This window comes from Serratia sp. JSRIV006, assembly GCF_019968685.1.
Taxonomy (GTDB): Bacteria; Pseudomonadota; Gammaproteobacteria; order Enterobacterales; family Enterobacteriaceae; genus Chania; species Chania fonticola_B.
On sequence record NZ_CP074137.1, the window covers coordinates 4,539,562 to 4,555,529 of the forward strand.

10 protein-coding genes are annotated in these 15,968 nt (G+C 54.9%); 2 read left to right on the forward strand and 8 right to left on the reverse strand.

Annotated elements, in window-relative coordinates:
- Positions 1-8 precede the first annotated feature (8 nt).
- The 8 genes from KGP16_RS21010 to KGP16_RS21045 are packed head-to-tail and all read right to left on the reverse strand — an operon-like array spanning position 9 to position 10,371.
- On the reverse strand, positions 9-818 hold the full coding sequence (locus tag KGP16_RS21010) for a MaoC/PaaZ C-terminal domain-containing protein (protein ID WP_223500279.1): 810 nt from the start codon (positions 816-818) through the stop codon (positions 9-11).
- Positions 815-2,065, reverse strand: coding sequence for a beta-ketoacyl synthase (locus KGP16_RS21015; protein ID WP_223500280.1), 1,251 nt, complete (start codon positions 2,063-2,065; stop codon positions 815-817). The genes KGP16_RS21010 and KGP16_RS21015 overlap by 4 nt, the downstream gene beginning before the upstream one ends.
- 4 nt (positions 2,066-2,069) lie before the next feature.
- Positions 2,070-3,464 (reverse strand): efflux transporter outer membrane subunit, encoded by a 1,395-nt coding sequence (locus tag KGP16_RS21020; RefSeq protein WP_223500282.1) that lies wholly within the window; start codon positions 3,462-3,464, stop codon positions 2,070-2,072.
- Positions 3,461-5,416: a MacB family efflux pump subunit gene (locus KGP16_RS21025; RefSeq protein ID WP_021806167.1), complete on the reverse strand. Its 1,956-nt coding sequence runs from the start codon at positions 5,414-5,416 to the stop codon at positions 3,461-3,463. Before KGP16_RS21025 ends, KGP16_RS21020 begins: the two co-directional genes overlap by 4 nt.
- Positions 5,409-6,584: an efflux RND transporter periplasmic adaptor subunit gene (locus KGP16_RS21030; RefSeq protein ID WP_166733267.1), complete on the reverse strand. Its 1,176-nt coding sequence runs from the start codon at positions 6,582-6,584 to the stop codon at positions 5,409-5,411. Before KGP16_RS21030 ends, KGP16_RS21025 begins: the two co-directional genes overlap by 8 nt.
- Entirely contained in the window at positions 6,584-8,731 is a 2,148-nt protein-coding gene (locus tag KGP16_RS21035; protein ID WP_223500284.1) for a peptidase domain-containing ABC transporter, read from the reverse strand. Before KGP16_RS21035 ends, KGP16_RS21030 begins: the two co-directional genes overlap by 1 nt.
- Positions 8,732-8,755: 24 nt before the next feature.
- The gene (locus KGP16_RS21040; protein ID WP_115159255.1) at positions 8,756-9,703 is read right to left on the reverse strand and encodes an ABC transporter; all 948 of its coding nucleotides are present in this window, start codon (positions 9,701-9,703) and stop codon (positions 8,756-8,758) included.
- Entirely contained in the window at positions 9,703-10,371 is a 669-nt protein-coding gene (locus KGP16_RS21045; RefSeq protein WP_179248339.1) for a DsbA family protein, read from the reverse strand. The genes KGP16_RS21040 and KGP16_RS21045 overlap by 1 nt, the downstream gene beginning before the upstream one ends.
- 1,360 nt (positions 10,372-11,731) lie before the next feature.
- Here KGP16_RS21045 and KGP16_RS21055 point away from each other — a divergent pair.
- Positions 11,732-12,817, forward strand: a complete 1,086-nt coding sequence (locus KGP16_RS21055; RefSeq protein ID WP_059201682.1) for an efflux RND transporter periplasmic adaptor subunit — start codon at positions 11,732-11,734, stop codon at positions 12,815-12,817.
- Positions 12,817-15,897, forward strand: coding sequence for an efflux RND transporter permease subunit (locus KGP16_RS21060; RefSeq protein ID WP_223500286.1), 3,081 nt, complete (start codon positions 12,817-12,819; stop codon positions 15,895-15,897). The genes KGP16_RS21055 and KGP16_RS21060 overlap by 1 nt, the downstream gene beginning before the upstream one ends.
- Positions 15,898-15,968: the final 71 nt, after the last annotated feature.

A 15,968-nucleotide genomic window follows, 5' to 3' on the forward strand; every position in this document is an offset into this window, starting at 1 on the left:
TCCTTATGTTAATGATCGGCCATTGGCCATGTTTTTAAGGTGACGGAAGTCGCCAGCAGCGGATGCCACTCCGTTCTGGCCTCAATCACCGTGCGTAACACCAATCCGCTGCTTTTATTCCCGATCACCAGCATCGGCTGAATGCGGTAGTACAGCCGATCTTCGGGTGCAAATAGCGTTTCCGGGTTGAATAATCGGGCGCTGAAGTGGGTCTCATGATGCGTCTGTACCACTGGGCTCTGGGCAAACACCTCAATCAGCGTGGTGGCCTGCAGTTCCGGAAGCGTCGTCGCCAACATCGCCACGGTTTCCGGGGATTTCACCAGCAGTTGGAACAGCAGGGCGTCAAAGAAACTCCATGCCTGAGTGGTATCCGATGCCTGCCCTGGGAACGGCTGGCAGAGTGCCATCACCTCGTTAACGGTCAGCGCATGCTCGTGATCGGAAGCCACCAAGTCTAGTGACCTAGCCGGAACCAGCTTGCTGCTGAAGCAACTTTCCTGCGTGGCACAATCCCGCAACTCACCGGTGATCTGCTTGCCATTGCCCGCTATCTGCAAGTGATACGGCGTCTGGCACAACACCGGTCGGCGCATACGGGTGCTGAACACATAAAAGGCATGCTCCAGCGGATCCGCAAGCAGCACCGCACTCAGATGACGTTTCATATCCAGCATCGCACGCATCCCGTGGACGCTCAGTTGATCGGCCCCCATTTTGCGTACGTGTTGCAGATCAAAGTGGATCGGGTTGTAGTCGCCGGAAAAAGCAGCCCATTCCTCGGCATCGCGCAGGGTGTAGTTGAAGATCATGCTCATGCCTGCCCGATAACCAACGCCGCGTTAGCGCCGCCGAAGCCGAAGCTCAGATTCAAGATGTTCTTTAACCGGGCCGGGCGGTGCCCTTCGCTGATGTAGTCCAGATCGCACTCCGGGTCAGCATTTTTCAGATGACAGGTGGCGGGCATCAGCTGATGCTGCAACGCTTGCAGGCAGATGATGGATTCAAAGCTGCCTGCCGCCGCAATCAGATGCCCGGAGTAAGACTTGGTGCTGGAAAGCGGCGTGCTGTAGGCCGCGTCGCCAAAGGCCAGCTTGATCGCCTGGGTTTCATTCAGATCGTTGAGGGGCGTAGAGGTGCCGTGTGCATTGATATAGTCAATCTCCTCCGCCGTCACCCCGGCCTGGTGCAAGGCATGCTGGATGGTTTTCACCCGGGCAAGCTTGTCTTCCGCGGGAGCGGTAAAGTCGAAGGCATCAGAGTAATTGCCGTAGCCCTTGATTTCCCCCAGGATGGTTGCCCCGCGAGCCAGTGCGGCTTCGCGTTCTTCCAGGCACAACACGGCAGCACCTTCGGATAGCACAAAGCCATTGCGATCGAGGCTGAACGGGCAGCAGGCCTTGCTGATATCATCCTGCTCACTCGTCAAAGCACGCAGCACATCGATATTCCAGACGGCAGTGTCGCTGCTTAACGACTCTCCTGCCCCGGCCAGCATCATCGAGGCACGGCCACTGCGGATCACCTCAAACGCATCGCCAATGGCAATCGTCCCGGTCGCACAAGCCGCAATCGGACTATTTTGATAACCACGCAGCCCCCAGAACAGGCTACAGGCGGCCGTCGCGACATTCGGCATGGACAGGAAGCAGCCAAAGGGTGAACCCAGTCCTGCCCGCAAAAAGTCCTCATGATTGTTTTGAATTTCATCCTGGCCCGCCCAGCCGCTGCCGATGATAGTGCCGCACTCCAGCAAATCGTAATAGGCTGCCGGGCTCTCCCCATGGAAAGCCATCTCCATTGCTTCGCGGGCCGCCCCCAAGGCTAACCGGGCAAAGCGTGGCAAACGGCGGCGGATCGCGGCAGGCACCCCTTTCAAGTCTGGTTCGTCGTCGATCACCCCCAAGAAACGTGACTGGATCCCCACGGCAGATTTATCGTAATAGCGGTAGCCTTGTTGATAATCCATCATCGCCGCCCAGCTTTGCTCGGTATTCATCCCCAATGGCGTGACCGCACCGAACCCCGTAACCACCACGCGACGTGGCAAAGCATCTCTATTCATGATCTCATCCTGTTATATCACCGTCTTTTTCCACACCGCCGCCCAACGCCAGCCACAGCTTCATGGTGGCGTTGAGGTAGTTGTACTGCAGATCTGACAAATTGCTTTCAATGGTCAATAACGCATCCTCGGCATCCAGCAAGGTCTGGAGGGAGGCCGCACCGGCCTGATACTGGCTGTTGGCCAGCGCCAAACGCTGATGACCAAGCCGCAGGTTGCGTTGCTGATTGATTTTTTGCTGTTGATAGCTGAGCCGTTGCGACATGGCGTTGTCCACGTCCGCCAACGCGTTGTAGACCTGGCTGCGGAAAGCGATCGCCGCCTGCTTGACGTCTAAATCGGCTATTTCGATGGTCAGTTGCACGGTATTCCAGTTCAGGAAGGGTAAAGCAACGCTGCTCCCCAAGCTTCTGCTCGGGTTGCTGAACCACTGCTGGAAAATCGTGCTGCCCGCATTGAGTGAAGCACTCAGCGAAAGCGAAGGGTAGAAGTTCAAACGCTCCACATCCGACCCTGCCAGCGCAGCACGCAAAGTCTTTTCTGCCGCCTGCACATCAGGCCGACGGGCAATCGCTTCTACCGGCAAAGCGCTCGCTACCGGCACTTCCTGATTGATATCAAGGGAGCGGCGTTCGGCCTGGCGATCGGTGGGTGAACGGTTGAACAGGATCGCCAGCGCGTTGCGATTCTCTTCCCGCTGCTGTTGCAGCGTGCGGTAGTTATTCTCACGATTGATCAGCGATTGCTGTGCCTGTTGCAGGTCGATCTGCCCGGCGGCACCGGCGTCATAACGCGATTGCACCATCGCCAGCGTCTGTTGGCCGATTTCCAGCCCCGCTTGCTGTTGCTTGATTTGCTGATTAAGGTTGGCGATCTGCCAATAATACTGCGCCGTGTTGCCGATGAGCGTCAGCGCGGTGTTTTGCCGATCCTGTTCCTTGGCCTCAGCCTGCCACTGCGCCTGCTCTCTGGTTCGTGCCAGTTTGCCCCACAAATCCAATTCATAACTTAGCTCCAGACCACTGTTGTAAGACTCTGTGGAGTTCGTATTCTGACGCAGGTTCTTGCTATTACTGACCCCGCCGTTTGCCGTCGCGGTTGGCGTCAGGTTGGTATTCTTCAGCCCGGCCGCCAGCCTCGCCTGCTGGAGTTGCAGCCCGGCAATGGCCAGATCGTTGTTGCTGGTCAGCACCCGCCCAATCAGCACGGAGAGCTGCGGATCGTCGAAGTTATCCCACCAATGCTCGGTGTGTTGCAGAAAATCGCTTCCGCTCTGTTGCATCCGCCACTCGGCAGGTACTGACAGCATTGGCCGCTGATAATCGCTTTTCGTCAAGGAGCCACAACCGCTCAACAGCAGTGGCAATAGCATCACCAGAGAAAGTTTGTTGTTCGTCATTCGCGCGCCAACGCCTCCGTTGGATGCAGACGCGCCGCATTGCGCGCCGGGAAAAAACCAAAACCCAAGCCGATCAACGCCGAGAACCCACAGGCCAGCACCAACGGCGGCCAGGTAAAAATCATGGTGAACTCCTGTGTCACCAGGGAGAAAATCACCCCGGCCAGCCCGGAGCCAATAATGCCAATCAACCCACCCAGCGAGCAGATCACCATCGCCTCAATCAGGAACTGGCGCATGATGTCCACTGGCCGCGCACCGACCGAAAGGCGTATGCCGATCTCATGGGTACGTTCGGTAACCGAAACCAGCATGATGTTCATCACGCCAACCCCGCCCACCAGCAGTGAAATCCCGGCAATGGCGGTGATCAGCAGCGTCATCGAATCCGAGGCTTTACGGATGGCCTTGGTCATCTGGTCATTGGTTTGGGTGAAAAAATCGCGCCGGCCATGCGCCTGTTCCAACAGCCGTTCGACGCGCCCCTGTGCTTCGATAAGCGAGGACCCTTCGTGCACACGCAGCATAATCGACTCGATCGGCATATCGCCGGACATGCGCTCCAGCACTGCGGTATAAGGCATCCAGGCACCCAACATCATGCCGCTGTATTTGCCGCCTTTAGGTTCAGCAACGCCGATCACCCGGTAAGGGGTACCTGCAAGCTGGACGATCCCGCCCTCAGCCACTTCATCCGGCTCAAACAGCGTGTCGCGTAATTGCGGATCGATGATCACCACCGGCTCACGCTCATCCAGATCGCGCCGGGTAAAGCCGTTGCCGGAAAGGAAATTCAGGCCCTGCACACGAAAATAGGCGTTGCTGATACCGGAAATCGAAGCCATCGCCTCTTTGCCACCGCGCACCGCGGCCACGGTTTTGCTGACCACCGGCGATACGCTGTCGACATAAGGCTGGTGCTCCAACAGCTCAACATCAGCCACCGTCAGCGAGCGGGCGAGGTCCGGGCGCGGTTTATCCCACCCCAGTCCGGGGCGGACATCTAAGGTACTGCTACCTAATTGGCTAATTTCATTGAGTATATTTTGACGTGCGCCCTCACCCACCGCCATTGACGACACCACGGAAGAGACGCCGATAATGATGCCCAACATCGACAAAAAGGCCCTTGCTCGATGCCCCAGCAACGCACGCCAGGCCATCTTGACCGCCTCTTGCACGCTCGGCCAGAACGGGTTGCGCCCGGTAGCCGCGGCAACTGGCAGCGCAGGTTTGGTTTCCTGCAGGGCTACCGCCTCATTACGCTGGTCGGCCACGATCTCGCCGTCGCTGATTTCGATAATGCGCTGCGCCTGATTGGCCACGTCCCGATCGTGGGTGACGATAATGATGGTATGCCCCGAACGGTGCAGGGAATGCAGGATCCCCATCAGTTCCTGACCACTGGCACGGTCGAGCGCACCGGTCGGTTCATCGGCCAGAATGATTTCCGCCCCGTTCATCAACGCCCGGGCAATACTGACACGCTGCTGTTGCCCACCGGAGAGTTGCGCCGGTTTGTAATCCATTCGGTGCTGCAATCCAAGCCGGGTGAGCAGGTATTCGGCCCGCGTCTGGCGTTCTGCCGCAGGCATCGCGGTATACAGGGCGGGAATGGCGACGTTTTCGGCGGCGCTCAGGTAGGGCATCAGGTGATAACGCTGGAAAATAAACCCGATGTACTGACTGCGTAGCTGAGCCAACTGCTCACTGCTGGCAAGCTGGGTGGAGATCCCCTTGATCTGCATCTCCCCCTGCGTAGGCTTATCCAGGCAGCCGATGATATTCATCAGCGTGGATTTCCCCGAGCCGGACGCGCCAATGATCGCCACCATTTCGCCACGCTGAATGGAGAGAGAGATATTTTTCAGCACCGCCACGGTCTGCAACCCGGAGACAAAATGGCGGGAAATGCCGCTCAGTACGATCAAGGGAGTGGATAACTTAACCATTGCTAGCACTCCCGACGGCACGCTGCGCCAGTACTACGCGGTCTCCCTCTTTCAGCCCCTCTTTCACTTCGGCAAACTGGCGATCGTTCAGGCCGATGCGGATCCAGCGTGTTTCAAGCTGTTTGCCATTCATCACCTGTACCTGATAACGATCTTTACCCTGCTGTTCACCGAAGGCGGCCACCGGCACGCGCAGGGCATTCTTCACCTGTTCGGTGATAATAAAGACCTGAGCGGTCATCGAGGTGCGCAACAGACGTTTGCTGTTGGCAATGGCAAACACGCCGCTGTAATAGACCGCCGAAGCCTGCTGATTGGCAGAGCCTGACGAGTTACCTTCCTGCAAGGCTTCGTTCGGGGCTTCCTGGATCGAGCCCATCACGCTTTCGTAACGCTGTTTGGGATCGGCAACAACGTAGAACCACAGTGGTTGCCCGACTCGCACCTTCAGGATATCAGTCTCCGAAATACGGGTGTGTACCGTCATGGTGTCGACATCCGCCAGCACCAGAATGGTCGGCACGGTTTGTGACGACACGATGGTCTGCCCTTCTTTGGTGACGATCCCCAACACTTCGCCATCGATCGGCGCGACGATGCGGGTAAAGTCCAGATTGGCTTTCGCGGTTTGCTGCTCCATCTGCGCCTGAACGATCTGCGCGTCGTTGACCTTCAACTGGGCAAGCTGGGTTTGGAACTGCGCCTGCGCCTTCTCCAGATCGCTTTTCACGCCTGAACCATCACGATCCAGCCTCATTTGACGCTTCAATTCCTGCTGATACTGCTTGAGCGTTGCCTGGGTGACCTGTTTCTGCGCCTGAGCGCTTTGCAAGGCAGCCTCCGATTTACGCAACTCATTCTGTTGCAAGGTCGGATCGATTTCCGCCAGCAGTTGTCCTCGGGTGACGCGATCGCCCTGCTTCACATACAGCTTTTGCAATTGTCCGTTAACCTGCGCACCGACGCTGACCTGCAACGCCGGTTTGAGGATACCGGTGGCCAACACGGTTTTCTCGATATCGCCACGGGCGATCTCTTCGATGTCATAGGTATTATTGTGCGTAGGCCCAACGATGAACCAGGCGATCGTGCCGATCAACACCACCTGACACAGCAAGGCAATCGACACTAGCCTGCGTTTATCCATGCCAAACATTTTCAACTTCATTAACTCACCGCCGTGGTTAACGCTGTTGACGCTTCAAGCTCCGTAGCAACGCTCACCACATGGCCGTTGCTCACGCGGTACACCCGATCAAACATCGGCAATACGCTTTCGCTGTGCGTCACGGTGATCAGCGTTTTATGCTGCTCGCGACAATGCGTCAGCAAGGTGGTCATCACCTGGTGCGCCGTTTCCTCATCCAGGTTGGCCGTAGGCTCATCGAGCACCAGCACCGGACGATCGCTGTACATAGCCCGCGCCAGCAGCAGACGTTGGCGCTGCCCCAGCGAAAGCCCTGCATGGCTTTCACGGATCAGGGCATTCAAGCCCCCCGGAAGTTTTTCTATCACCGAGCTCAGATTCAGACCTGTAAGGGAGCGCTCGATCTGCCGATGTTTGCGCTCATCAAACCCCTCATCAAACAGGGTGATATTTTGCAGCACCGAGGCATTGAACAAGATGTCCTCCTGGCTTTGCAGGAAGAACAACGCGTGCACCTGCTGATAATCGAGCAGTTGGCCATCAACAATCACCTGCCCCTGCTGGGGTGTCATCAGGCCGGTCATCACCTTCAGCAAGGTACTTTTCCCCGCCCCCGACTCACCCACAATGGCAATGCTTTTCCCAGGTTTTAGCGACAGAGAAAGGTCTTGCAATACCGGCTGCTGGGCGTCATAGGCAAAGGCGATATTTTTATAACGTAACTGCGAAGTGAATTTAGGGATCGGTGTGGGTACCGCATCCTCCGCCCTATCCTGTTCAGGCCGCGATGGGAACAAGTCTCTGGCGCGGGTATCGATCACGTGCAACTGGTTCTTTTGCAGAACGGAGTAGAAAATCTTGGTGATATAAGAGGTGAAGATTTCACGCACAAAACTGTAGGCAAAGAACTCACCCAGCGTGATAGTGCCGTTTTTCAGCAACGGCAGCGCCAGCAACATAAAGAACACCATCTCCAGGCTGCCGATCAACTGATACAGGCTGCTTTTGACCTGCTCATACATCTTCTGCTGCTGGCGACAGGTAAACAACGACAGTGTAAACTTGGCGAACATCCCTTTGCGCTGGCTGTCCAATCCGGCGGACTTGATGGTGGAGAACCCTTGAATACTCTCCAGGATAAAGTCGCTCTGCTCGGCGGTTTTTACCTGCAACTGCTGGGTGTAAAAACGGTCACGATAGATGGCCCAGACGCTGACCAATCCCATCAGAGTGACCCCCACACCAGACACCATAGCCAGCAGCGGGCTCATGTAGCACATCACCGCCAGTGCGATAGCGCCAATGATCCAGTCGGTACGCAGGCCGTTATCCAGCTCGATTTTAGTCCCTGACGCCATCTGCCAGTTGGAAAAACGGCTGAAGACTTCGCCCGGCGCGCGTTTATCAAAGAAGTTCAGTGAATTGCTGAGCAGGCGCGAGAATCCCGCCACGCTGTTGATCACCACAAAGCGTTTGATAAAGCGCTCGGTGATCCAACGCACGCCGAAGGCCAGTGTGGTCGACACGACAAATGCCAGCAGGAAGTAGAAATAAGGGAAGTCGGTTTCACCTGCGCTGGAAAAAACCTGATTGATGGCGCTGCTGACCATCGTCGGCATAATAAACAGGGTTAAAGAGATCAGAAACGCCAGTATCATCAGCCGGTAAATACCGGGGATACGCGCGGTTTCTTTCAGGCTCATGGTGTCGGACGCACTGAAGCGCTTACTGGGCTGAACATTGGCCAGCGCCTGAGAGTCAGGCTGGGCTTCACTGTCCAGCACCAACGCATAACCGCTGATTTCCATTTTTAACGCATCAATCGGCAACAGTTGCTGACCAATGCCCGGGTTCATCACGCAGACATGATTACCTTTACGGTAGGCCAACACCACATAATGGCTCGCCCCATAATGTAAAATGGCAGGCAGCGGTATTTCCGCCAGTTCACCGTGCTCGAAAGCAACGGGATAGGCGGGCATCGCCAGTTCCGCCATAATGTCGCACAGTGTGGCCAGCGAGGTGCCATGCTGCGAGGCGGGATAGCGCTCCCGCAAGCTCTCCAATGGCGCACTGATGCCCTGCGTTTCCGCCATCATGGCGATGCAGGCCAGCCCACATTCATTCGTTTCGCCTTGAAACACCAGCGCCGGGATTATCTTTTCCATGATCTGACTTCTTCAATTTCCAGGTTATTCATTGATAAAAAATAACGAATGTGAGTGCCATAACAGCCAATCTTCAGGGTGCCTGACGATCGACGTTTCAATCAGTTCCGGCAGTTTGGCTTTCAGATTGCAGGCCGGTATCGGCGGATAGATGTGGATCTTTATTCCCTGATCGTAATACAGGTAATAAGAGACCACCTGTGCAGACAAGGCTCTGGCGATACGAATAACGCCGCTGTGCAGGTTGGCCGGGCGATCAAACAGGCGGCAACTGAGCTTCGCCGTTTTCGCCTCATTGGTATTGACGGTGTAATCCGGCGAGATATCCGGGAAAATCATGATATTGCGTTGATGATCGGCCGCCGCCATAATCGCGCTAGTCAAATTGCCGGCAATCGCCCGGTTATCATCATGGATCGAGCAGTAAGACAGGTGAATTCCCGCTTGCTGTCGCATTCTTTCCTGATAGACCTCCGCACTGGCAGAAACCACCACCGTTGCCTGCCCCGGAAACACCCCAGCTCCTACCATGCCAGCCAACACGTCAGAAACCATATGCAGCGGTGCAAGAACCACCGGTTGCCCTGCTCGGTGCAAGGGTTCGACAACTGCGTTGAGCTGTACCTGACAGTGTTCCAACTGGGCCAGGAGGTGAGCGTTACCGGCATAGGCAGCGGCCAGATCCAACAAACGACGACGCTGGCTGATCTTGGCAAAATCCACCTTGCGGTCATCCTTAATCAGGCATTGCTTATTGGCTGCGGCCACAAACGCACGCCTGCGCTCCCCCCGATTATTCAACCGCAGCCAGCGGCTAAGCGCCGCCAGCCCAAGAAACCAACGATAATCGCCATGCCGCAGCAACCAGCAAACGGTCTTGTGCTGTGTTCTGCGCAACGGTAAAAAACCCCGCGCGATTTTTGCGAGGGCATCTCTCCAGGCCAGATAAACCCACACGGCAAAGAAGCGCATTATTGCTCCAGCGGTTTATCATGCTGCAGCAACGACAGCAGGTGATCGGCAAATTCCGGGAAATCGCGATCCTGCAGTGCCAGCCACTTCTTGCTGACGATAAAGGTTGGGGTCGCGTTGATTTTGTAGTGATCGGATACCATGGTCATATAGCTCAGCAACTCTGCGACCTGCGGAGTTTGACTGGCTGCGTGATAAGCCGCGAGATCGATATCATTCTCCATCAACCAGCTATCAAGATTTTGGGGTTGACTCAGATCGCTTTGCTGTTTGATGACGGCGTTATAGGCACTTTCACGATGCTGAGCTTCAATACCCATCACCGTCAGGGTGGCAAATAATGGGGCGTAACTTGCCAGGCCATTGCTCTGCGCATTATTGAGATGCAGACGGATCAGTTTTGTCCCTGCTGGCATACGCGCTTCCAGCTTGGCAATATTCTCTTCGTTTATGGCACAGTAGTGGCAGCCGTAAGAGAATATCTCGACGAGGGTATTACCCTCTTTGATCGGGCTATTCTTGATCTCGTCATCGCTGACAGCAACCAGAGCTTGCTGTTCGATGCCCTGATTCAATACAAAATAGTGGAAATAGGCCGTCGTGATCAACGAGGAAATAACGATGATCGCCAAGGTATAAATGAGAAGCAGTAGGGGTTTTTTGAACATAAACCATATCTCCTAAAAAAGGCACACCAATGAGATCTTATAACGGAGGGATAGCCATTTTTATTTAGCACGTAGCGCCGTTGGCGAGCCAGCAGCCATCACATCCCTGTCCATCAATAAGCACCACTTTTCAAACAGGCCGATGCGAAAATCCTATCGCATCAGCCCAAATTTATATCCTGAAACTCAGGAAGAGCTTACGGCCGGCCTGCCGGGCAGTTGGCAGAATCAACAGAGGAGCTAGTCTGACTCACAATTCGGCCATTCTTATCCAGACAAGTTCTGACTACATAGCAAGCACCACCAGCGCCACCCACATACTCAACAGCACAGACTCTTTTACATTTACCGCCAACAATTGTATCTGCTTCAAGTGTATTAACTTTTTTCACAACATCGTCCTTTTTATAAAAGTGAAACAAAAACAGCCCGAGTAACGCCTATCATCAGTGATAGAGCAATCCTACGCTTGATATAAAGGCACGATTAACCATACCTTTATTAAAGCGCAGGAAATTACGTTAAGCTGAATTATTTCGCTCTATCAAAAGAACTCTAGCCCAAGGATAGCCCGACGTTTAAAGCAGATCAATAATAATTTTTGTGGCAATTGACCTATTGCAACCAAATCATAATGCCGCTAATACAGGATATTTCCCGTTAAAGAACAAGATTAAACACAATAAAAAATACACCACTAGATATACCGTACCAAATAAAAGAAATTAATAAAGGACAATTCCCTGAACGTGAAAATAACCCCACATCAAGAACGCAAGATATTAAAGAAAATCTAAACGGTATTACGAGGCGATAATCGGAGGGAGAAAGCAGAACAACTTGCATCATTGATAGCACAAGGTGTGCGGGACTGGGACTTTTATCATAGCCACCAACATAATTGCGGAAAATGATTTAGATCATAACCAAGAATCATCTTAATCCGTACCATCCTCGGCATCCTGCTACCGCGGATGCTGATTATCTGTTACCGATCATCTTAGCCGGGAAATCATTAGCGTTGATTGATTAGCCATAACCGAAACCGGGCCAACGGCATGAACTGAAGATAATTTACTCACGTTGGCAAACGGCATACTAAGCTTGAAGAGTCTACGAGTGGTTGAAACTGAAGGAAACAACATGGGTTGCGCACGCCCGCTAGCGGGTACCGGGAATCGCGTCAGGAGTGCGTGAAATCCCAGAGGGTTGTGTCCTACGGTCACAGTAGCAAGATTAAGTTCCCGCAGCAGCGTGAACCAAGGCCGGAGCTGGCCTAGACGAGCGGTAAGACGTGATGCATATGGTCAACGAGTTAACTCATCGCTCCCCCTAAAATCCGATCCTAAGAGATTGCATCGTGAATATAAAACTGGTTGCCGTTGTGCTTTGCACACTTTTTCTTACTGCCTGTGACAGAGAGACGCCTAAAGAACTCGAAAGCGTCCGTCCGGTGAATATCTTTGAAGTTAGCAACAGTGCCCAGCAAGGAGTACGCATCTTCCCAGCCAGGATTATCGCGGGTGACCGTACCGACCTGGCTTTTAAGCGCCCGGGGCAACTGCAACAATTGCTGGTACGCGAAGGGGAACGAGTCAACCAGGGGCAAGTGATTGCCGAGCTAAACAGTAATGACGCGCGCCTGCGGCTACGTGATCGGCAGGCCACGTTCGATTTGGCGCAGGCGCAATTCAATCGTTTCGCCACCCTGAGTGCCCGCAATGTTATTCCCCGTGCCGAACTGGATGTTCATCGCGCAGCGCGTGATTCGGCCCAAGCCGCCTTGAAGTTGGCCAGGGAAGAAGTGAGCGATATGCAAATCCGTGCCCCCTTTACCGGTGTGATTGCCACGCTCACTGCCCGTAACTATCAAGTGATCCCGGCAGGCCAACCGATAGCGACCCTGAACTCGCTGGATTCGCTGGATGTGGTCTTCAGCATCCCCGAAAATCTGTTCATTGTGATTGATGAAAACAATGCACAGTACCAACCTATTGTTCTGTTGAACAACTTGCCGGGCCGCGAGTTTACCGCCCGCTATAAAGAACACACCACCAATACCACCGCGGGCTCATTGACCTATCAAATGACCCTGACCATGCCGCGCCCAAAAGATCTGCCAATGCTCTCGGGAATGAGCGGCAGCGTGAAAATCAATCTCGGTAATCTGGCCGGGGCTTCGCAGAAGACCAATGTCATTGTGCCCGTAGAAGCAATATTTAACCCAGATAACAGCCCACGCAATCAGCCCCACGTGTGGGTGATCAAGGAACGTGATGGCAAACTGTTTGTGGAATCTCGTCAGGTTGAAACCGGACAACTGACCGCGAACGGAATACAGATCGTATCCGGTCTGGCCGATGGTGAACGGATCGTCGCCGCCGGTACTCGCGAACTGCGCCCCAATCAGGAAGTGCGCGCCTGGGTCCGTGAGCGAGGTCTGTAATGAAACTGACAGAGAACTTTATCAACAACGGCACCCGAATCTGGTTGGCTATCCTGCTGCTAGGCATTGGCGGCGTGCTGGCGTTTCTCAACATCGGCAGGCTGGAGGATCCGGCCTTTACCATCAAGACTGCGGTGGTGGTCACCCGCTATGACGGCGCTTCGGCCCAGCAGGTGGAGGAAGAAGTCACCCTGCCGCTGGAAAATGCCATTCAGCAGTTGCCATATATCGACAACGTGACCTCCATCTCCAGCGTGGGGCTGTCGCAGATCACCATTAATATCCGTGCCGAATACGGAGCCGCCGAATTGCCGCAAATCTGGGATGTGCTGCGCCGGCGCATTGGCGATGCCGCGATACGGTTGCCCCCCGGTGCCAGCCCACCGATAGTGAACGATGATTTTGGCGATGTGTACGGCTTCTTCTTCTCGCTGTATGGCGACGGCTTTAGCAATCAGGAGCTGCGCAACTTTGCCGAGCTGCTACGCCGTGAGTTAGTGGTGGTGCCAGGCGTGGGCAAGGTGGGGATTGTCGGGGTGATCCCGGAAGAGGTGCAGATTGAGATCTCCCGCGCCCAGATGACCGCCGCCAATATTATCCCACAGCGGCTTTACGATCTGCTGAGCCGGCAGAACGTGGTGTCCAACGCCGGAGATCTGTTGGTGGGCAGCGAGTCGATCAGGCTGCATCCCACCGGGGAATTTGCCAGCGTGCAAGAGTTGGGTAACCTGCTGATTAGCGAGCCGGGTAGCCCGCGCAGCGTTTACCTGCGCGATATCGCCACTATCAGCCAGGGCGTAACCCACTCCCCCAATAATATCTACCGTGCCAACGGGCGGCCTGCGCTCTCCATCGGCGTATCCTTTGCCCCGAATGTGAACGTGATTGTGGTGGGCGAAGCGGTCAAGGCCCGGTTGGCCCAACTGCAAGCCGAACGCCCCGCCGGGATGGATATCAGCGTTTTCTACGATCAGTCCCATGAAGTAGAAGGCGCGGTGAACGGCTTTATCATGAACTTTTTGCTGGCGCTGCTGATCGTGGTCGGCACCCTGCTGATCTTTATGGGGGTGCGCAGCGGGCTGGTGATCGCCGCCTCGCTGGCGCTGAACGTGCTTGGCACCCTGCTGATCATGAAGCTGTTCAACATTGAGCTGCAGCGCGTTTCGCTCGGGGCGTTGGTGATCGCCTTAAGTATGTTGGTGGATAACGCCATTGTGATCGTCGAGGGCGTGCTGGTTGGGCGGCAACAGGGTGAGAAAACCCTGCAGGCCATTAATAACGTGGTCAAACGCACCATGTTCCCGCTACTGGGGGCGACGGTGATTGCCATTCTGGCGTTTGCACCGATCGGCTTATCCAACGATGCCACCGGGGAATACTGTAAGTCACTGTTCCAGGTGCTGCTGATCTCTCTGATGCTGAGCTGGTTCACCGCCTTGACCCTGACGCCGGTATTCACCAAATGGGCGTTTGAAAAACAGAAAATGGCCGAGCCAAAACCCGATGAGCCGGTCAAGTCGCCTTATGACGGTTGGCTGTTCCGCGTCTATCGCAATCTGTTGGGCAAACTGCTGCGCCAGCGCACCATTACGCTGGGGGTGCTGGCCGCGTTGATGGTTGTCTCGGTGATCGGTTTTGGTAACGTGCGCCAAAGCTTCTTCCCACCGTCCAATACGCCGATCTTCTTCGTCGATCTCTGGCTGCCCTATGGCACCGATATCGCCTACACCGAAAAGATAGCCGCCGAGATCGAGCAGCATATCCAGGCGCAAGAAGGCGTCAGCGATACCATGGTCACCATCGGCCAGGGTGCGATGCGCTTTATGCTCACCTACAACGCACAGCGGCAATATTCCAACTATGCACAGATCATGGTACGAGCCAAACAGCTCAACCAGATCCCCGGTATGATCGGCCAAATAGAGGGCTACGTACGCAACAATTTCCCTCAGGTGAACGCCCAGGCCAAGCGCATCATGTTCGGGCCTTCGAATAACAGTTCCATCGAAGCACGCTTTATCGGCCCGGATCCTAACGTGCTGCGAACGCTGGCGGCCAAGGCAGAAACTATCGCCAGCGCCGACCCCAATGCCGACGGCGTGATGCACGATTGGCAACAGCGCAGCAAGGTCATTCGCCCGCAGTTTTCGGATTATCTTGGCCGTGAATTAGGGGTGGATAAACGCGAAATCGACAGTGCACTGCGCATGAGTTTTGGCGGGATCGCCGTTGGCCTATATCGTGATGGCACACGGTTAATGCCGATTGTGTTAAGAACGCCGGACTCGGAGCGGTTGAATGCCGAACGGTTGAACGACGTGATGATCTGGAGCCAGGCACGGCAGGCGTTTATTCCCATCGACAACGTGGTCAACGGCTTTACTACCGAGTGGGAAGATCCTCTGATCATGCGCCGGGATCGCAAACGCACCCTGACGGTTCAGGCCGATCCTAGCTCCCAGAGCGGTGAAACCTCTGCCGAACTGTTACAACGCATCAAACCGGATATTGATGCCATCCCATTACCGCTCGGCTATGAACTGAATTGGGGCGGCGACTATGAAAGTACCAAGGAAGCCCAGGCAGGGTTGTTCACCAGCCTGCCGGTAGCCTTTGTGATCATGTTCATCATCACCGTGCTGATGTTCAGCTCACTAAAAAATGCCGTCGCCATCTGGCTGACCATTCCGCTAGCGTTGATTGGGGTAACCGTGGGCTTCCTGCTAACCGGTATCCCGTTTGGCTTCATGGCGCTGATTGGCCTGTTGAGTTTGAGCGGGATGTTGATCCGTAACGGCATTGTGCTGGTAGAGGAGATCGGGTTACAACGGCAGGAAAAACCAATCCTGGAAGCCATCATCGACGCCTCTACCTCACGCTTGCGCCCTATCCTGCTGACGGCCTTTACCACCGTACTCGGCCTGGCCCCACTGCTTAGCGATGCCTTCTTCCAAAGCATGGCGGTGGTGATCATGTTCGGCCTGGGCTTTGCTACCGTGCTGACGCTGTTGGTGCTGCCGGTGATCTACAGCTGTATGAACTCCGATAAGCAAAAGGTCACACCGCAAACCGAGGCTTGAGACTTAAGTAAGAGCACCGCATACGCCCGGTTGAATTTTTGTCTTCAATCGGGCTATTGCAAAATGCGGCA